This is a genomic window from Streptomyces sp. NPDC096176, assembly GCF_044763255.1.
Taxonomy (GTDB): Bacteria; Actinomycetota; Actinomycetes; order Streptomycetales; family Streptomycetaceae; genus Streptomyces.
This window is the reverse complement of sequence record NZ_JBIWFV010000001.1, coordinates 1043962-1062240: the sequence shown is the minus strand read 5'-3', so window position 1 is coordinate 1062240 and position 18279 is coordinate 1043962. Positions and strand designations below refer to the sequence as shown.

The following is an 18279-nucleotide window of genomic DNA, read 5'->3' as shown; positions in this document are numbered from 1 at the left end:
GTTCCGTGACTCCTTTGCGAGGGGTTGGGGAGGGCTCTGCCCTGGTGTCAGTTCTTGGTGATCATCGAGCGCACGAAGAAGAGCAGGTTGGCCGGCTTCTCCGCGAGGCGGCGCATGAAGTAGCCGTACCAGTCGGTGCCGAACGCGGTGTAGACCCGCATCCGGTGGCCTTCGGCGGCGAGCCGGACCTGCTCGTCGCTGCGGATGCCGTACAGCATCTGGAACTCGTAGTCGTCGAGCTTGCGGCCCGCGCGGTGGGCCAGGTCCTGCGCGATGGCGATCAGGCGCGGGTCGTGGGACCCGATCATCGGGTAGCCGTCGCCCTCCATCAGGATCTTCAGGATGCGGACGTACGCCTTGTCGATCTCGGCCTTGTCCTGGTACGCCACGGAGGCGGGCTCCTTGTACGCGCCCTTGACGATACGGACGCGGCTGCCTGCGTCGGAGAGGCGGCGGGCGTCGTCCTCGGTGCGGAACAGGTAGGCCTGGATGACACAGCCGGTCTGCGGGAAACCCTTGCGGAGCTCCTCGTGGATGGCAAACATCGAGTCGAGGGTGGTGTGGTCCTCGGCATCCAGCGTAACCGTCGTGCCGATGGCCGCGGCGGCCTCGACGACCGGGCGGACGTTGGCGAGTGCCAGCTCGTGCCCGCCTTCCAGCGCCTGGCCGAACATCGACAGCTTGACCGACATCTCGGCCTTGGCGCCGAGACCGAGGTCCGCCAGATGCGCGATCAGCTCGAGGTAGGCGTCGCGGGCGGCGGTGGCCTGCTCGGGCGTGGTGATGTCCTCGCCGACGACGTCGAGGGTGACCTCGAGACCCTTGGCGGTGGCGTCCTTGACGATCGGGACGACCTGCTCGACCGTCTCGCCGGCGATGAACCGGGAGACGACCTGCTTGGTCCCCGGGGCGGCCGACACGAAGCGGCGCATTTTGTCGCTGCGCGAAGCGGCGAGGATCACGGGACCCAGCACGGGTACCTCCACGGAACAGGCGTTGAAAGTGGCCGAAACCGAAAGACCCGGAAACGGCACGAAGAACCACCCTGAACCTAAGGATCGCTCTGACCGCCTGCCATCGACAGCTGTCACGCATCCGTGTCCCGGATCTCAGACATATGTCTGAAGGGGATGCGAGAATGGCGAGGTGAAGGGCGACTACCAGGATCTCGTGGACGAGCTCTCCGCGTTGCTGGCCATGCCCGCGACGCTGGAGAACCGCGACTTCGGCCTGATCGCCTTCGGTGCGCACGACAGCGACGACGACACGGCGATGGACCCCGTCCGCACCCGCTCGATCCTGACCCGCCGCTCGACGCCGGCGGTGCGCGCCTGGTTCGAGGGCTTCGGCATCACCCGGGCGACAGGCCCGGTGCGGATCCCGGCCGCTCCGGACGCGGGGGTCTTCCGCGACCGCATCTGCCTGCCCGTACGGCATCGGGGCATCGCGCTCGGCTATGTCTGGCTGCTCGACGCCGACCCCGGGCCCACGGACGCACAGTTGTCCGCGGCGATGGAGGTGGCGGGGCGGATCGGCGCCCTGCTCGCGGACGAGGAACGCGCCGGGGCGGATCTGTCGCGCGAACTGCGGGCGGTGCTGACGGCGGAGCGCGGCTGGCAGTACGACATGGCCGTGGACGCGCTCCGCACGGAGCTGGGCAGCCAAGCGGAAGGGCTGCACACGCTGGTGTGCGTGACGCCGTGGCCGACCGGTGACGCGCCGTCGGCACGGTCGCTGCCGGGGGCAGCGGCGCTGTGCACGGTGCCGTTGGCGTCACTGGCCACGGGCCCGGCGGCCCACGCCGTGGGCGCGCTGGTCCGGCTTCGTTCGGCGGACAACCTGGCGCCCGCGCTGGCGGTGGCCTCACGGCTCGCCGAGGCGGCGGGCAGCGGGGCGGGTGGGCCCGGGACGCGGCACGGGACGGCAGGCAGCTCCGGGACGGGGCGCGCGGCGGCCCCTGCGGGCGAGCGTACGCCGGGCGCCGCCGACGGGCCGGAGGCCGCCGCTCGTGGCGGTCGCAGCGCCGCGGGCATCGCGGACCCGCTGCCCGGGCTGGGCGGCCTGGGCCGCGCCTGGCGCGAAGCACGTGCGGCCGCCCGGGCGGCCCTGGCCGAGCCCCGCCTCGCGCCCGTCGCCCGATGGGCCGACCTCGGCCCGTACCGTCTGCTGACCGGGCTCACTCCCGGAGCGGCCGACGACCCCGCCGTGCGCGCGCTGCTGGCGCCCGCGCACCACGAACTGGCCCGCACGGCGGAGGTGTTCCTCGACTGCGCGGGGCAGGCCGGCCGCACGGCGGCCTCGCTCGGCATCCACCGGCAGACGCTCTACTACCGGCTGTCGCGCGTCGAACAGCTCACCGGCCTCGACCTCGACGACGGGGAGCACCGGCTGCTCCTGCACATGGCGCTCAAGAGCGCACGGCTGTAGCGCGTGCGGGAGGCAGCGCCCTGTCGGCAGCGGGGCGCGGGGCCGCCTTTCCGCGACCCTGGCCTCGAACTCCGGCATCCCCGGCCTCAGGCTGGGGCGTCGGCGCGCACGGACGTCAATGCCTCAGCGGTGCGCTGCGGCCCGGTGGGGACGGGGCTCGTGACCGGAGCGTGCGGCTCGGCCGCGGGCCGCGAGTCGGCCGTGACCGGCTTACGCAGCAGCAGCAGGGCCGCGTCGTCGTGCAGCCGACCGCCCACATGCGCCTGCAGCTCGTCGTGCAGAGCGGCGACGGTGCGGGACGGCTCGTCCGACACATGCCGCGCCATCCCCTCGGTGAGCGGGTAGAACTCACGGCTGTGGTTGCGCGCCTCTGTGACGCCGTCGGTGTAGAGAAGCAGCTGGTCACCGTCTTCGAAGGGCAGCACCTGGAGGCCCGGGGTCTCACCGGTGAGGCCACTCAGGCCCAGAGGCGGCACAGGGTCGACCGGTTCGACCGGCGCGACCATGCCGTCGTGGACCAGCAGCGGCGGCGCGTGCCCGCAGTTGACGACCTCCATGTGCCCGTCCCGGGGGTATCCGACGACCACGGCGGTGACGAAGTCGTCGGAACCGAGGTTGCGAGACAGGCTCCGCTCGATCCTGCCGACGACCTCCAGGAGGTCCGGTTCGTCATAGGCGGCCTCACGGAAGACACCGAGGACCAGGGCCGCGGTCCCCACCGCGGGCAGCCCCTTGCCGCGGACGTCTCCGACGATCGCCCTGACCCCGTGCGGGGTGGACAGAAGAGCGTAGAGATCCCCGCCTATCCGGGCCTCGGCCTCGGCGGCGCTGTAGCGGACGGCCGCCTGGAACTCGCCGACGACGGCGGGCACGGGCTTGAGGAGGGCGTGCTGTGCGGCCTCCGCCACCGAGCGGACGGCCGCCAGCACCTGCTCGCGCCGCACGCGCAGCGCACTGGCCAGGCTGCTCGCCAGGGTGACGGCCACCAGCGCGGACAGCACGATCGCCTCCTCGCCGCCCGAGGCCCGACCGCGGGCGGCGAGCACGGCCGCCAGTACCACGGCGAGCAGGCCGATGCGCAGGACGGTGCGCGGCCTGCTGGTGACGGCGGCCAGCGCGGGCCCGACGGCCAGCAGCGGCAGCCAGGTCATGCCCGATCCGCCAAGAAGGTCGAGGACCGCCACGGCGACGACGATCAGGGCCGGCACTCCGACGACGGCATGGGCCGCGATGCCCGGCAGGTCCGGCGCGCCAACGGCAGGGGACGGGGCCGCCGCTGTGCCGTTCGCCTGGGTCCGCCCTCCAGAGCCGGCCGCTCGCTCGGCGAGGCTTCGGAGTCCCGAGAGGCACCGGGACCAGGACGTCCGGAGGGCACGCTGATGCTCTGGCGTCGGGCCCATGCTTTTCAACCGCAACTTTCTATCCCGTTCCCTTACAGCCGTGTGTCTGCTTTATAAGGAGATAGGTAGATATGCGGGTGCCACAAGGGCACGTTTTTCAAATAGTGAGCGACAGGCCCCTCGTCACACGGTTCGCTGCCGGCATCAGCCGTGCTCGGACCTGGTCGACACGGGAGAGCTGGTCCGCCGGCAGGGAGACACCGAGCGAGCCGAGCCTGTGCCCGCTGTAGACGGGCACTGCGACACAGACCGTTCCGAGGGTGTACTCCTCCAGGTCCAGGACGGCCGGCTCGGAGGGTGCCGCCTCGAGCCGCCGGAGCAGTTCGGAACGGCGAGTGATGGTGCGGGGCGTGAGATCGGCGAGGGCGTGCCTGGAGAGATAGTCGTTGCGCGCCTCGTCGTCCAGCTCACGGAGAACGCATTTGCCCAGCGCCGTGGCGTGTCCGGCGTCCTCGAACCCCACCCAGAGGTCGACCCGGGGAGCACGGGGGCCGTCGACGATCTCGGCGACCCGGATCTCCCCGTCCTCGTAGAAGGTCAGATAGGCGGCGGCCGCCAGTTCGTCCCGCAGCGCGCCGAGCGCGGGACGGATACGGCTGAGCAGCGCCTGCCCCCGACTTCCGGCGTGCAGCACTTGGAGCTTGTCCCCGAGGACAAAACCGCCGTCCTCCAGCTTCCGCACATATCCGTCATGGACCATCGTCCGCAGCAGGTGGTAGGCGGTGGCCAGGGGCAGCCCCGCCTCCCGCGCCAGCTGCTTCGCCGTCGCGCCACCCTCATGAGCCCCCACGGCTTCCAGCAGTCGGAAGGCTCGCTGCACGGAAGCGATGAGGGTGGGGCCGCTCTCAGCACCCATGCCTCCAGCTTGCGCCGGGCGGATCCGGCGGGCAAGGCAACGGGGCGTCGCGGGCCGTCGCGACAGGCAGACGGGCGCCGATATTTACGACCGGAAACGGAACGGAGCGAATGGTTCCGTGACAACCGCCACAGCCCTTTCCGGGCGCCAGGAAGGCCGATAGTAGATACCGCTCCGGCGACATAAGGAGATTTGTCCATCTCGATACGGACATGCCTCCCACGGCGTTCGACGACTTCGCCGCTTTCGATGCCTACGCCCGTCTGTAGGCCGTGGAGCGCCTTTTGATGGGGCATCACGGACGTCGGCACCTCCCGCCCACGGGGCAGCACGACCGTACGCCCATGGCAAGGAGAGGTGGGCACTACGAAGCGAGGTAGTAGTGGACCCTCGTTGCCCTCCGCTCGCAGCCGTCCTAACAATGGCTGCCCGCAAAGGCGTCCCCGCAGGTCACACACAGAACGTGCCAGGCCAACCCCTCTCGGTGGCGCTCCGCGATGACGAATGAGGTCACACATGAGCAAGCACCGCCGACCGACGCACTACCGGAAAATAACCATCGCTGCCGTCGCCATGGCCGCCGTGGGTGTGCCCTCTGTAGCCATGGCTTGTATGGGCCCGGAGGGGGATCAGGACAGCCGGGCCCGCGGCGAGTGGCAGAGCGTGCGCTCCGACCAGCGGTGGCACGACGACGAGTCCGGCCGGCAGTGGGGAGGCGACAGGTGGGACCGGAAGCCGACCCGGCCCGAATCACAGACCCCCACCACGCCGCCGGCCACCCCGAAGCCCACCGCGCCGAAGGCAACCGCGCCGAAGCCGGCGGCCCCCAAGCCGGCCGCTCCGAAGCCGACGGCCCCCAAGACCCAGGCGCCCAAGCCGGCCGCTCCGAAGCCCACCGCACCGTCCACCGCCGCACCGGCGTCCGGCGATGTCGCCCGCGTCGTGGAACTCGTCAACAGCGAGCGCAGCAAGGCCGGATGCTCGCCGGTGACCGTGAACGCGAAGCTGACCAAGGCCGCGCAGGCACACAGCGAGGACATGGCCTCCCACCGGAACATGTCCCACACGGGCTCCGACGGGTCGGACGCGGGTGACCGCATCACGCGTGCCGGTTACCACTGGAGCACCTACGGCGAGAACGTCGCCTACGGTTACTCGACTCCCGAAGAGGTCATGGCGGGCTGGATGTCCAGCCCCGGCCACAAGGAGAACATCCTCAACTGCGAGTTCAAGGAGATCGGCGTCGGTCTCGCACAGCCCGACGACTACTGGACGCAGAACTTCGGCACAGCCGGGTAGGCGTCCCTGCGGAAACGCGACCGGTCGGCGCGACGCAGTTGGTCGAATCCGCCCCGCTGGATCTTCCGGCGGGGCGGAGTGCTGCCCCGCCCCGGCGAGGGGCCCGGTAGGCCGCCCAGGCGCGCCCGCGCAGCGGAAAGGGCCCGGTGTGGCACCGGGCCCCTTCTCGTACGCGTGGACGCGTGGCGCGGAGGGTCAGTCCGCGAGGTTCACCGAACGGGCCGAGGTCGCGCCGATCTCCTCCGCGATCTCCGTGAGAACCGCCGGCGGCACCGTGTCGTCGACGGTCAGGACGACAAGCGCCTCGCCGCCCTCCTCCGCACGGGAGACCTGCATGCCGGCGATGTTGAGACCGGCCTCGCCGAGGATGCGGCCGACGGTGCCGACGACACCCGGGCGGTCCTCGTAGCGCAGCACCGCCATGTGGTCGGCGAGTGCGAGGTCCACGTCGTGCTCACCGATCGCGACGATCTTCTGGAGGTGCTTGGGCCCGGCCAGCGTGCCGGAGACCGCGACCTCCTCGCCACCCGCGAGCGTGCCGCGCACGGTGACGACGTTGCGGTGGTCCGGGGACTCGGAGCTCGTGGTCAGGCGGACCTCGACGCCGCGCTCCTGCGCGAACAGCGGGGCATTGACGTACGAAACAGTCTCGTCGACGACGTCTTCGAAGACACCCTTGAGCGCGGAGAGTTCGAGCACCTTGACGTCGTGCTGGGTGATCTCGCCGTACACCTCGACGTCGAGGCGGACCGCGACCTCGCTCGCGAGCGCGGTGAAGATACGGCCGAGCTTCTCGGCGAGCGGCAGACCCGGGCGCACGTCCTCGGCGATGACACCGCCCTGGACGTTGACGGCGTCCGGGACCAGCTCGCCGGCGAGCGCGAGACGCACCGAGCGGGCGACGGCGATACCGGCCTTCTCCTGGGCCTCGTCCGTGGACGCCCCGAGGTGCGGGGTGCAGACGACCTGGTCGAGCTCGAAGAGCGGCGAGTCGGTGCAGGGCTCCTTCGCGTACACGTCGAGGCCCGCGCCGGCGACCCGGCCCTCCTTCAGCGCCGTGTACAACGCCGCCTCGTCGACGATGCCACCGCGCGCCGCGTTGACGATGCGAACGGCCGGCTTGACCTTGTGCAGCGCCTCGTCGCCGATCAGGCCGAGCGTCTCGGGAGTCTTGGGGAGGTGGACGGTGATGAAGTCGGAGACCTCGAGCAGCTCGTCGAGCGAGAGCAGCTTCACGCCCATCTGGGCGGCGCGCGCCGGCTGGACGTAGGGGTCGTACGCGACGATCTTCATGCCGAAGGCGGACATGCGCTGGGCGACCAGCACGCCGATGCGGCCGAGGCCGACGACGCCGAGGGTCTTCTCGCTCAGCTCCACGCCGGTGTACTTCGAGCGCTTCCACTCGCCGTTCTTGAGCGCGGCGTTGGCCTGGGGGATGTTGCGCGCGGTGGCGACGATCAGACCGCAGGCGAGCTCGGCGGCGGTGACGATGTTGGACGTCGGGGCGTTGACGACCATCACGCCGGCCTTGGTGGCGGCGGAGACGTCCACGTTGTCCAGGCCGACACCGGCACGGGCGACGACGCGCAGCTTCTTCGCGGCGGCGATCGCCTCTGCGTCGACCTTGGTGGCCGAGCGGACGAGGATCGCGTCGACGTCGGCGATGGCGGGGATGAGCTCCGCGCGGTCGGCGCCGTTGCAGTGCCGGATCTCGAAGTCCGGGCCCAGCGCGTCGACGGTGGCGGGCGAAAGCTCTTCAGCAATGAGTACGACAGGTTTCGAGCTCACGTGGGTCCTCACAAGTCCAGTGCGGACGGCCGTCCCGACGGCCGCAGGCGGTGGAGGGGCAAGCCGCGTGGAAGACGCACGACACTGTGGGCCTGACGCGTAGGTGTTGTTGAGCAGTGTAGTGGTGCCGCACGGTGCGTTTTGCGCCTCGTTGGCAGGATCACTCGTCCGTGGCTGGACGAAGTGGAGAAGCGGTCGGGCACTTCGGGCGAGGGGGCCGGAGAACCGGCCCCCTCGCCCCCAGGATCACGCCTCGTCGTTGTCGACCCAGCTCATGAGCTTGCGCAGCTCCTTGCCGGTGGTCTCCAGCAGGTGCTCGGAGTCCTGGGTCTTGTACTCGTTGTACTTCTTCAGACCGCCGTGGTACTCGTCCATCCAGTTCTTGGCGAACGTGCCGTCCTGGATCTCGGCGAGGACCTTCTTCATCTCGGCCTTGGTCTGGTCCGTGATGATGCGCGGTCCGGTGACGTAGTCGCCCCACTCGGCGGTCTCGGAGACCGACCAGCGCATCTTCTCCAGGCCGCCCTCGTACATGAGATCCACGATCAGCTTCAGCTCGTGGAGGCACTCGAAGTAGGCGATCTCCGGCTGGTAGCCGGCCTCGGTCAGGGTCTCGAAGCCCGCCTTGACCAGCGCCGCGGTGCCACCGCAGAGGACGGCCTGCTCACCGAACAGGTCGGTCTCGGTCTCCTCCTTGAACGTCGTCTTGATGACGCCCGCACGCGTGCCGCCGATGCCCTTGGCGTACGACAGCGCCAGGTCGAAGGCCTTGCCGGTGGCGTCCTGCTCGACGGCGGCGATGCAGGGAACGCCGCGGCCCTCCTCGTACTGGCGGCGGACCAGGTGGCCCGGGCCCTTGGGGGCGACCATGGCGACGTCGACACCGGCCGGCGGCTTGATGAAGCCGAAGCGGATGTTGAGGCCGTGGCCGAAGAACAGGGCGTCGCCGTCCTTCAGGTTGTCCTTGATGGACTCCTCGTAGACCTGCGCCTGGATCGGGTCCGGGACCAGGATCATGATGACGTCGGCCTCGGCGGCGGCCTCGGCCGGGGTCACCACGCGCAGGCCCTGCTCCTCGGCCTTGGCCTTGGACTTGGAGCCCTCGTGCAGACCGACGCGGACGTCGACACCCGAGTCACGCAGCGACAGCGCGTGGGCGTGACCCTGGCTGCCGTAGCCGATGACCGCGACCTTGCGGTTCTGGATGATGGACAGGTCGGCATCGTCGTCGTAGAACAGCTCGGCCACTGGGATATCTCCTTGAGGTGCACGTCGTTGGAATGACGCTGTTTGCGTCCCACCGTACGGCGGGATGGGATCGGAAGGTCTCGGGGTCTCGCCAGGCGAGAAGGGTGTTACGCGCTGCGGTCCAGGGCGCGCAGCGACCGGTCCGTGATGGAGCGGGCGCCACGCCCTATGGCGATCGTGCCGGACTGGACGAGTTCCTTGATGCCGAACTGCTCCAGCATCTTCAGCATCGCCTCGAGCTTGTCACTCGAACCGGTGGCCTCGATGGTGACGGCCTCGGGCGACACGTCGACGGTCTTGGCACGGAACAGCTGGACGATCTCGACGATCTGGGAGCGGGTCTCGTTGTCCGCGCGGACCTTCACCAGCACGAGTTCGCGCTGGATCGCGCCGCCGGGCTCCAGTTCGACGATCTTCAGAACGTTGATGAGCTTGTTGAGCTGCTTGGTCACCTGCTCGAGCGGCAGGTCTTCGACATTGACCACGATGGTGATGCGGGAGATGTCGGGGTGCTCGGTGACACCGACGGCGAGCGAGTCGATGTTGAAGCCGCGGCGGGAGAACAGGGCGGCGATCCTGGCCAGGATGCCGGGGGTGTTCTCCACCAGGACGGAGAGCGTGTGCTTGGACATGTTCGTCGTTCCTCTTCCTACAGCTCTTCCGGCTCTCAGTCGTCTTCGTTGTCGCCGAAGTCGGGGCGGACACCGCGCGCCGCCATGACCTCGTCGTTGGAGGTGCCGGCGGCGACCATCGGCCACACCTGGGCGTCCTCGTGGACGATGAAGTCGATGACGACCGGGCGGTCGTTGATGGCGTTGGCCTCGGCGATGACCTTGTCGAGGTCGTCAGGGGACTCGCAGCGGATCGCGTGGCAGCCCATGGCCTCGGACAGCTTGACGAAGTCGGGGACGCGGGTGCCGGCGCTCTTCTCCAGGCCGGTGGCCTCCGGGCCGGAGTGCAGCACGGTGTTGGAGTAGCGCTGGTTGTAGAAGAGGGTCTGCCACTGGCGGACCATCCCGAGCGCGCCGTTGTTGATGATCGCGACCTTGATCGGGATGTTGTTGAGGGCGCAGGTGACCAGTTCCTGATTGGTCATCTGGAAGCAGCCGTCGCCGTCGATCGCCCAGACCGCACGGTCCGGGGCTCCGGCCTTGGCACCCATCGCGGCCGGGACCGCGTAGCCCATCGTCCCGGCGCCGCCCGAGTTCAGCCAGGTGGCGGGCTGCTCGTAGTCGATGAAGTGGGCGGCCCACATCTGGTGCTGGCCGACGCCGGCCGCGAAGATCGTGCCCTCCGGGGCCAGTTCGCCGATGCGCTGGATGACCTGCTGCGGGGCGAGGCTGCCGTCGCCCGGCTGCTCGTAGCCGAGCGGGTAGGTCTCGCGCCAGCGGTTGAGGTCCTTCCACCAGGCGCTGTAGTCCCCGGTGTGGCCGTCGTTGTGCTCTGCCTGGACGGCCTGGACCAGGTCGGCGATGACCTCGCGGGCGTCACCGACGATCGGCACGTCGGCCGTGCGGTTCTTCCCGATCTCCGCCGGGTCGATGTCGGCGTGGACGACCTTGGCGTACGGGGCGAAGCTGTCCAGCTTGCCGGTGACGCGGTCGTCGAAACGGGCTCCGAGGGCGACGATCAGGTCGGCCTTCTGCAGCGCGGTGACGGCGGTGACCGCACCGTGCATGCCCGGCATTCCCACGTGCAGGGGGTGGCTGTCGGGGAACGCGCCCAGCGCCATCAGGGTGGTGGTGACGGGGGCTCCGGTGAGCTCGGCGAGAACCTTCAGCTCGGCGGTGGCGCCGGCCTTGAGGACTCCGCCTCCGACGTAGAGGACCGGGCGCTTGGCGCCGGTGATCAGCTTGGCGGCCTCGCGGATCTGCTTGGCGTGCGGCTTCGTCACCGGGCGGTAGCCGGGCAGGTCGGTCTGCGGCGGCCAGCTGAAGGTGGTCCTCGCCTGGAGGGCGTCCTTGGCGATGTCGACGAGGACGGGGCCCGGGCGGCCGGTGGAGGCGATGTGGAAGGCCTCCGCGATGGTGCGCGGGATGTCCTCGGCCTTGGTGACGAGGAAGTTGTGCTTGGTGATCGGCATCGTGATGCCGCAGATGTCCGCCTCCTGGAAGGCGTCCGTACCGATCGCCTTGGAGGAGACCTGACCGGTGATCGCGACCATGGGCACCGAGTCCATGTGCGCGTCGGCGATCGGCGTGACCAGGTTGGTGGCTCCGGGACCGGAGGTGGCCATGCACACCCCGACCTTGCCGGTGGCCTGGGCGTACCCGGTGGCCGCGTGACCCGCGCCCTGCTCGTGACGGACGAGAACGTGGCGGACCTTCGAGGAGTCCATCATCGGGTCGTACGCCGGGAGGATCGCGCCGCCCGGAATGCCGAACACCGTGTCGGCCCCTACTTCCTCGAGAGAGCGAATGAGGGACTGCGCACCCGTGACGTGTTCGACGGTGGCGGACGGCTGTCCGCCGGTACGGGCCCGCGGCTGCGGATGGTGGGCCCCGGAGGCCTGCTCGGTCATCGCGTTCTCTTCTCGAAGCTGAGGGTTTTGAGAGGGTTTGGTACGGGTTCGATTCGTGCCGGTGCAACAAAAAACCCCTCGTGCCGCGAGGCAAGCGAGGGGAGCGCGTCGGGAGGTGTCTGCAGAGCCGTCGGTGCGGCTCTGCTCAGCCGACGCGCTTTCCAAGTACGAGAATTCGGGTGCGCATGGCACTGACCCTCCCCCCGGCGCGCCATCACTGTCAAGTGGGTGGGACGCGCGTCTCACTATTTGAGCCATTCCGGGCAGGGGGAACGCCACCCGTCAGAACCGGCATGGCCATGCTGTCGGGCATCGGGAACTCGCCCCTGACCAGGGCGCGCCGCAGCCGGTACTCGTCCAGCGGTCCGGAGAAGGCCATGCCCTGGCCGTGTGTGCAGCCCATGGCACGCAGCGCCTGCACCTGCTCCGGGACGTCCACGCCGTCGGCCACCGACTGCATGCCGAGATCGCCCGCGATCCGCAGCAACCCGCTGGTGATCTTGTGGAGTCTCGCCGACTCGACGACGCCCTCCACCAGTCCTCTGTCCAGTTTCAGTACGTCCACAGGGAGCCGGCGCAACGCGTTGATCGCCGCGTATCCGCTGCCGAAGCCGTCCAGGGCGATCCGTACGCCCATCCTGCGCAGGGCGGTCAGTCGCTGCTCCAGCTCGTCGAAGGAGATCCGGGGGTCGCTGTCCGCGAGCTCGATGACCAGCGCGCCCGAGGGCAGACCATGCCGCGTGAGCAGGGCCTCGATGGAGCCGAGCGGCAGCGATCTGTCCAGCAGGAGGCGGGCCGACAAACGCACGGAGACCGGCGTTCTGTGCCCGATCCCGCCCCGCTCCGCCGCCTGCCCGACGGCTTCCTCGAGCAGCCGGCGGCCGAGCTCGGCGGTCCGGTCGCCCTCGTCGGAGACCCGCAGGAACTCGGCGGGCGTGAACAGGATGCCCTGGGTGGAGCGCCAGCGGGCCTGCGCGGAGACCGCCGCGATCCGGCCGCTGGTGAGGCTCACCACCGGCTGGTGCAGCAGCGCGAACTCGCCCTCGTGAAGCGCGCTGCGCAGCCGTGCGGCCAGTTCCGTGCGGCGGACCACCTCGGCCTGCATCTGGGGCGCGTACAGCTCGACGCGGTCCTTGCCGCCGGCCTTGGCCCGGTACATGGCGAGGTCGGCGTTGCGCATGAGGTCGGTGGGGCTTATCCCGGGCTCGGCGAAGGCGACACCGATGGAGGCGGCGACCCGCACCTCGGTGCCGTCGATGCGGTACGGCTGGGAGAGCATCAGCCGCAACCGGTCGGCGATCTCGTGGACCTGGGACTGGCGGGCCGCCCGGTCGCGGGAGCCGTCGCCGACGATGAGCGCCGCGAACTCGTCGCCGCCGAGCCGGGCCGCCGTGTCCCCCGCCCGTACGGATTCGGCCAGTCGCCGCGCCGCCTGGATCAGCAGCTCGTCACCCGCCTGGTGGCCCAGCCGGTCGTTGACGCCCTTGAAGCCGTCCAGGTCGATGAAGAGCACAGCGGTGCCCTCGTCGCCCGATCTGCGGCCGGTGAGGGCGCCTCTGACCCGCTTCGTGAACAGGGCCCTGTTCGGCAGGTCGGTGAGCGGGTCGTGCTCCGCGTTGTGCTGGAGTTGGGCCTGGAGCCGTACCCGCTCGGTGACGTCCCGGCTGTTGAAGATCAGGCCGCCCTGGTGGCGGCTGACCGTGGACTCCACATTGAGCCATTCTCCCGAGCCCGACCGGAACCGGCATTCCATGCGGGTCGTGGGCTCCTCCGAGGGGGCGGCCGCGAGAAAGCGGCGCAGCTCGTGCACGACGCGGCCGAGATCCTCGGGGTGGATGAGCGAGGCCAGCTCGGAGCCGACCAGTTCCTCCGCGTCGCGACCGTAGACCCCGGCGGCGGCGGGTGAGACGTAACGCAGCACCCCGGAAGGCGCGGCGATCATGATGACGTCGCTCGATCCCTGGACCAGCGAACGGAAGTGGTTCTCCTTCTGCGCCAGTTCATGGGTGAGGGCGATGTTGTCCAGGAGCATGATGCCCTGACGTACGACCAGGGCGAGGACGACGGTGCACCCGGTGAGGACGACGACCCGGTCGACGCGGCGGCCCTCGATGACGTTGTAGAGGATGCCCAGCGTGCAGACGGCCGCGGCGAGGTACGGGGTGAGCGCGGAGAGCGAGCTCGTGATGGGGCGGCCCGGGTGCCTCGGGCCCCCGGGCGGCCGGGTGGATTCTGACATCCTGCGCGCTCCCCAGGGGGCGTATGCGAGCAGCAGCGAGCCCGCGAACCAGCCGGCGTCGAGCAGCTGACCGGAGCGGTAGCTCTCGCGCAGCAGCGGTGAGGTGAACAGGGCGTCGCACAGCACGGTCAGCGCGAGGCCCGCGATCGCCGTGTTGACCGCGGACCGGTTGGCGGACGAGCGCCGGAAGTGCAGCGCGAGGACCATGCTCACGAGCACGATGTCCAGCAGCGGGTACGCGAGGGCGAGCGCGGCCGGTGCGACGCTCTCGCCCTGGGCCCGGGCGGTGTGGGCGAGTGCCAGGCTCCAGGAGAGCGTGAGCAGCGAGCCGCCGATCAGCCAGGCGTCGAGCCCGAGGCAGACCCAGCCTGCCTTGGACACCGGTCGCTTGGCGAGGACCAGGAGTCCGACGATGGCGGGCGGGGCGAAGCAGAGGAAGAACACGTCGGCCACGGAGGGGCTCGGCACCTCGCGGCCGAGCACCGCCTCGTACCAGCCCCAGACCGCGTTCCCCGCCGCCGCCATGCCGGAGGAGAGCGCGAACAGCAGCCAGGCGGGCCGGAAACGGCACTTCGCCGTGCGGGCGTAGAGGAGGCACGAGACGGCGGCGATCACGGCGGCGACACTGAGGCCGAAATCGCCCATGATCACGGCCAGTTCGGGTGAGCCCCAGCCGAAGGCGGCCCCCACCCCGTATCCGGCGCACACGCCCGCCAGGACGAGCTGGCGGACGAGCGCCGAGCCGCCGCGCGGCAGGGCGTCCCGGAGCACCAGCGCTTTCGGCGATCTCATCGCGCGGTCCAGGGATGCGCCGCCCGCCCCGGAGGCGGAAGCTGCCTGTGAAGTGGAGCGCACACACGTCGCGGACGGCTGCTCCGTCGCGTCGGATCGTGAGTCCATCGGCCTTGCATCGCCCGTCGCCCCCCTCACGTCTGATCGGCAATCAGTTCGCGCCACAGCACCACCCCTCGCAGGTGCAGCCCCCAGGTCGGGACGATACACCAATATCGTCACTCAGGGACATAGTCCCTCTACTCTGCGTGACGGTCTGCCACGATCAAGGCACGCCATGCATTCGAGTGACTCCGGAGCGTGTTCGCCATCGGGGCCGGAAGAGCGTTATCCGGTCGTCATGACGACGTTGCGCACAGCCTCTCCGGCCGCGAGCCGGCTGACCTGAGCGGCCAGCAGCCGCTTCGCACGCGGCATGAACGCCGAGGTGGAGCCGCCGACATGGGGACTGATCAGGACTCCGGGTGCGTGCCAGAGCGGATGACCGGCGGGCAGCGGCTCGGGGTCCGTGACGTCGAGCGCGGCGGTGATCCGTCCGCTCTCCACCTCCGCGAGCAGGGCCTTTGTGTCGACGACCGGTCCGCGGGCGACGTTGACCAGAAGCGCGCCGTCCTTCATCCGACCCAGGAAGCCCGCTCCCACCAGGCCTTTCGACTGCTCGGTGAGCGGCGTCGACACGATCACGACGTCAGCGTCGGGGAGCAGGGCCGGGAGGTCGGTGAGTGCGCGCACTTCGCCGCGCTCCGTTGCCCGGGCGGAGCGCGCGACGCGCGCCACCCGCGCGCACTCGAAGGGTGCGAGCCGGTCCTCGATGGCGGCGCCGATGGAGCCGTAGCCGACGATGAGCACCGACTTGTCGGCGAGGGCCGGATAGAACCCGGCACGCCATTCCTCGGCGTCCTGGCCGCGTACGAAACCGGGGATGCCGCGCAGGGAGGCCAGGATCAGGGCCAGCGTGAGTTCGGCGGTGGAGGCCTCGTGGACACCCTTGGCATTGCACAGTTTCACGCCGGCGGGCAAGGACGAGAGCCCTGGTTCCACATGGTCGATGCCCGCGGAGAGGGTCTGAACGACCCGTACGGACTTCATCGCGGCGAGCGGCCGTACGGCCACCTCCATGCCCTTCATGTAGGGGACCGCGTAGAAGACGCAGTCGGCGGGGTCGGCCGGGAACTCGGGTCCACCGTCCCAGAAGCGGTAGTTCAGGCCCGCCGCGGACGGCGCGGGAAGCCCTTCGATCTCGTCGGCGGGAACGGGAAGCCACACGTCAGCAGTCATGGTCAGGAGGCTATGCGACGGCCTGCGCCGCGCATTGGTTAGTTTTGGGGGCGGCCGAGGGAGAGGTACGGGGAGTTGGAGCGCAGGTCAATCGGTGCGGCGGGCCTCGAAGTGGGCGCGGTGGGCCTCGGCTGCATGCCGATGAGCTGGGCGTACACCGGCTCCCAGCAGCGCGGGGAGCGGTCGCTGCGTACCGTCCACAGCGCCCTCGACTCCGGCGTCAGCCTGCTGGACACGGCCGACATGTACGGGCCCTTCACCAATGAGCTGCTGCTGGGGCGGGTGCTCAAGGAGCGACGGGCCGACGCCTTCGTGTCGACGAAGGTGGGTCTGCTGGTCGGCGACCAGCACATCGTCGCCAATGGCCGCCCGGGATACGTGAAGCGGGCCTGCGACGCCTCGCTGCGCCGGCTGCAGACCGACGTGATCGACCTGTACCAGCTGCACCGCGCCGACCCCGAGGTCCCTGTCGAGGAGACCTGGGGCGCGATGGCGGAACTGGTGGGCGCCGGCAAGGTGAGGGCGCTCGGGATGTGCGCGGTCGGTGCGCGGGCGCCGCGCCGCTCGGCGGGCCACCTGCACGAAGGAACGATCCGCCAACTGGAGCGGATACAGCAGGTGTTCCCGGTGAGCGCCGTACAGGCGGAGTTGTCGGTGTGGTCGCCGGAGGCGCTGGAGCGGCTGCTCCCGTGGTGCGAGGCGCGCGGGGTGGGGTTCCTGGCCGCCATGCCGTTGGGGAACGGGTTCCTGAGCGGGACCCTCACTCCGGGGCAGGGGTTCGAGCCGGACGACGTGCGGGCGCGACACCCGCGGTTCACGGCGGAGATGATGGCGGCCAACCAGCCGGTGGTGGCGGGGCTGCGCAGGATCGCACGGCGGCACGGCCCCGGGACGACTCCGGCCAGGGTGGCCCTTGCCTGGGTGCTGGGCTCGGGCCGGCACGTGGTGCCCGTGCCGGGGACGAAGCGCCCCGAGTGGGCGGTGGAGAACGCGGGCGCCACGGGACTGCGGCTGACGCCGCACGACCTGGCGGAGATCGCGGCGCTGCCGGCTGCGCGGGGGTCGTGGGACTAGGGGGTCGTGGGAATCAGTGTGCTGTCCGGACAGCACACCTGGTGCCATGGGCCGCAGACTCGGCTGGGACTTCTCGGCAAGATCGGGAACCTCGACAGCCGCTGCGGTGTATGAAGAGCAGGAAGGCAGCTCCAGTCGCCGTCGAAGGGATCAGAACCGTGCACCGTCCTGCAGCGGCCGTCGCGGCCGCCGTCGCGCTCCTGTTCGCGGCCGGGTGCTCGTCGGGCGACGAGACGCATCCGGCCAGTGAGACCTCGGACTCCTCCAAGGGTTCGGCCACACCTTCGGCCCCGGCGTCGAGTGCCGTGCCGAGCGCCTCGGCTCCGCCCGCGACGGGGTCCGTGAAGGTCGTCTCCACCCTGACCGAAGACCTGAAGTCGCCCTGGGGCGCGGCGGCGCTGCCGGGCGGTGACCTGCTCGTCGCCTCGCGGGACGAGGGGACGATCACCCGGGTCGACGCGGAGAGCGGCAAGAAGACCGAGATCGGTTTTGTTCCGGGGGTCGAGCCGGGCGGCGAAGGGGGCCTGATGGGCCTGGCCGTCTCCCCCACGTTCGCCTCCGACCACATGGTCTACGCCTACTTCACCACTGCCTCCGACAACCGCATCGCCCGTCTGCTGTACGACGAGCAGAAGCCGGCCGGGCAGCAGCTGGGCGCTCCGGACACCGTGCTCCGGGGCATCCCCAAGGGAGTCATCCACAACGGCGGGCGGATCGCGTTCGGCCCCGACAAGATGCTGTACGCGGGCACGGGCGAGACCGGTGAGACGGGCCTCGCCCAGGACAAGGAGTCCCTGGGCGGCAAGATCCTCCGTATGACGCCGGACGGCCGACCCGTCCACGGCAATCCGGACGCCGACTCCGTCGTCTACTCCTACGGCCACCGCAATGTGCAGGGGCTCGCCTGGGACTCCGAGAAGCGCCTGTGGGCCGCCGAGTTCGGGCAGGACACCTGGGACGAGCTCAATCTCGTCGAGCCCGGGAAGAACTACGGCTGGCCGGAGGTCGAGGGCAAGGCCGGCAGGTCGGGGTTTGTCGACCCGGTCGCCCAGTGGAAGACGGCGGACGCCTCACCGAGCGGCATCGCCTACGCGCAGGGGTCGATCTGGATGGCGGGGCTGCGTGGCGAGCGCCTGTGGCGCATCCCGCTGGCCGGAGCGGAACCTTCCGCGGATCCCCGGCCGTTCCTCGAGGAGAAGCACGGCCGCCTGCGTACGGTCGTTTCGGCGGGCGGGGACCAGCTCTGGCTCGTCACCAGCGAGACGGACACCCGGGGCACCCCCGAGCCGGGCGACGACAAGATCCTCCGGCTGGAGGTGCGATAGGGCCTCTCAGCCGGCCTGATCCGACGAGACCC

13 protein-coding genes are annotated in these 18279 nt (G+C 70.3%); 4 read left to right on the top strand and 9 right to left on the bottom strand.

What is annotated here, in order from left to right:
- Positions 1–47 precede the first annotated feature (47 nt).
- A complete protein-coding gene (locus ACIQ7Q_RS05015; RefSeq protein ID WP_403856320.1) occupies positions 48–974 on the bottom strand; it encodes a proline dehydrogenase family protein in 927 nt (308 codons plus the stop codon).
- A 172-nt stretch (positions 975–1146) separates the two neighbouring features.
- Between ACIQ7Q_RS05015 and ACIQ7Q_RS05010 the strand changes: the two genes are divergently transcribed.
- The gene (locus ACIQ7Q_RS05010; RefSeq protein WP_403856318.1) at positions 1147–2427 is read left to right on the top strand and encodes a PucR family transcriptional regulator; all 1281 of its coding nucleotides are present in this window, start codon (positions 1147–1149) and stop codon (positions 2425–2427) included.
- 86 nt (positions 2428–2513) lie between these two features.
- Here the strand turns inward: ACIQ7Q_RS05010 and ACIQ7Q_RS05005 are convergent, their stop codons facing one another.
- Entirely contained in the window at positions 2514–3635 is a 1122-nt protein-coding gene (locus ACIQ7Q_RS05005) for a PP2C family protein-serine/threonine phosphatase (RefSeq protein ID WP_403856316.1), read from the bottom strand.
- Between the two features lie 289 nt (positions 3636–3924).
- Complete coding sequence (locus tag ACIQ7Q_RS05000; RefSeq protein ID WP_403856314.1) at positions 3925–4683, bottom strand: IclR family transcriptional regulator; 759 nt, start codon at positions 4681–4683, stop codon at positions 3925–3927.
- A gap of 516 nt (positions 4684–5199) precedes the next feature.
- Between ACIQ7Q_RS05000 and ACIQ7Q_RS04995 the strand changes: the two genes are divergently transcribed.
- On the top strand, positions 5200–5982 hold the full coding sequence (locus ACIQ7Q_RS04995) for a CAP domain-containing protein (RefSeq protein ID WP_403856312.1): 783 nt from the start codon (positions 5200–5202) through the stop codon (positions 5980–5982).
- A 195-nt stretch (positions 5983–6177) separates the two neighbouring features.
- On the opposite strand, the gene serA is transcribed toward ACIQ7Q_RS04995, so the two are convergent.
- The 6 genes from serA to ACIQ7Q_RS04965 form a co-directional block, all read right to left on the bottom strand.
- A complete protein-coding gene (serA, locus tag ACIQ7Q_RS04990) occupies positions 6178–7770 on the bottom strand; it encodes a phosphoglycerate dehydrogenase (RefSeq protein ID WP_403856310.1) in 1593 nt (530 codons plus the stop codon).
- A 246-nt stretch (positions 7771–8016) separates the two neighbouring features.
- Entirely contained in the window at positions 8017–9018 is a 1002-nt protein-coding gene (gene ilvC / locus ACIQ7Q_RS04985; RefSeq protein WP_403856308.1) for a ketol-acid reductoisomerase, read from the bottom strand.
- Between the two features lie 107 nt (positions 9019–9125).
- The gene (gene ilvN, locus ACIQ7Q_RS04980) at positions 9126–9650 is read right to left on the bottom strand and encodes an acetolactate synthase small subunit (RefSeq protein WP_356633937.1); all 525 of its coding nucleotides are present in this window, start codon (positions 9648–9650) and stop codon (positions 9126–9128) included.
- Positions 9651–9685: 35 nt separating this feature from the next.
- Entirely contained in the window at positions 9686–11539 is a 1854-nt protein-coding gene (locus ACIQ7Q_RS04975) for an acetolactate synthase large subunit (protein ID WP_403856306.1), read from the bottom strand.
- Positions 11540–11759: 220 nt separating this feature from the next.
- Complete coding sequence (locus tag ACIQ7Q_RS04970) at positions 11760–14570, bottom strand: putative bifunctional diguanylate cyclase/phosphodiesterase (protein ID WP_403856304.1); 2811 nt, start codon at positions 14568–14570, stop codon at positions 11760–11762.
- Between the two features lie 327 nt (positions 14571–14897).
- Complete coding sequence (locus ACIQ7Q_RS04965) at positions 14898–15848, bottom strand: 2-hydroxyacid dehydrogenase (protein ID WP_403856302.1); 951 nt, start codon at positions 15846–15848, stop codon at positions 14898–14900.
- Between the two features lie 75 nt (positions 15849–15923).
- Between ACIQ7Q_RS04965 and ACIQ7Q_RS04960 the strand changes: the two genes are divergently transcribed.
- Both ACIQ7Q_RS04960 and ACIQ7Q_RS04955 read left to right on the top strand, forming a co-directional pair.
- Positions 15924–16922 (top strand): aldo/keto reductase, encoded by a 999-nt coding sequence (locus ACIQ7Q_RS04960; protein WP_403856300.1) that lies wholly within the window; start codon positions 15924–15926, stop codon positions 16920–16922.
- A 110-nt stretch (positions 16923–17032) separates the two neighbouring features.
- Complete coding sequence (locus ACIQ7Q_RS04955; RefSeq protein ID WP_403856298.1) at positions 17033–18247, top strand: PQQ-dependent sugar dehydrogenase; 1215 nt, start codon at positions 17033–17035, stop codon at positions 18245–18247.
- Positions 18248–18279 lie beyond the last annotated feature (32 nt).

Bases quoted from the DNA above. Each gene is read 5' to 3' on its own strand.
- ACIQ7Q_RS04965 (WP_403856302.1), bottom strand. From the start codon at position 15,848: ATGACTGCTGACGTGTGGCTTCCCGTTCCCGCCGACGAGATCGAAGGG.
- ACIQ7Q_RS04975 (WP_403856306.1), bottom strand. From the start codon at position 11,539: ATGACCGAGCAGGCCTCCGGGGCCCACCATCCGCAGCCGCGGGCCCGT.
- ACIQ7Q_RS04955 (WP_403856298.1), top strand. From the start codon at position 17,033: ATGAAGAGCAGGAAGGCAGCTCCAGTCGCCGTCGAAGGGATCAGAACC.
- ACIQ7Q_RS04995 (WP_403856312.1), top strand. From the start codon at position 5,200: ATGAGCAAGCACCGCCGACCGACGCACTACCGGAAAATAACCATCGCT.
- ACIQ7Q_RS05000 (WP_403856314.1), bottom strand. From the start codon at position 4,683: ATGGGTGCTGAGAGCGGCCCCACCCTCATCGCTTCCGTGCAGCGAGCC.
- ACIQ7Q_RS04970 (WP_403856304.1), bottom strand. From the start codon at position 14,570: ATGAGATCGCCGAAAGCGCTGGTGCTCCGGGACGCCCTGCCGCGCGGC.
- ilvN (WP_356633937.1), bottom strand. From the start codon at position 9,650: ATGTCCAAGCACACGCTCTCCGTCCTGGTGGAGAACACCCCCGGCATC.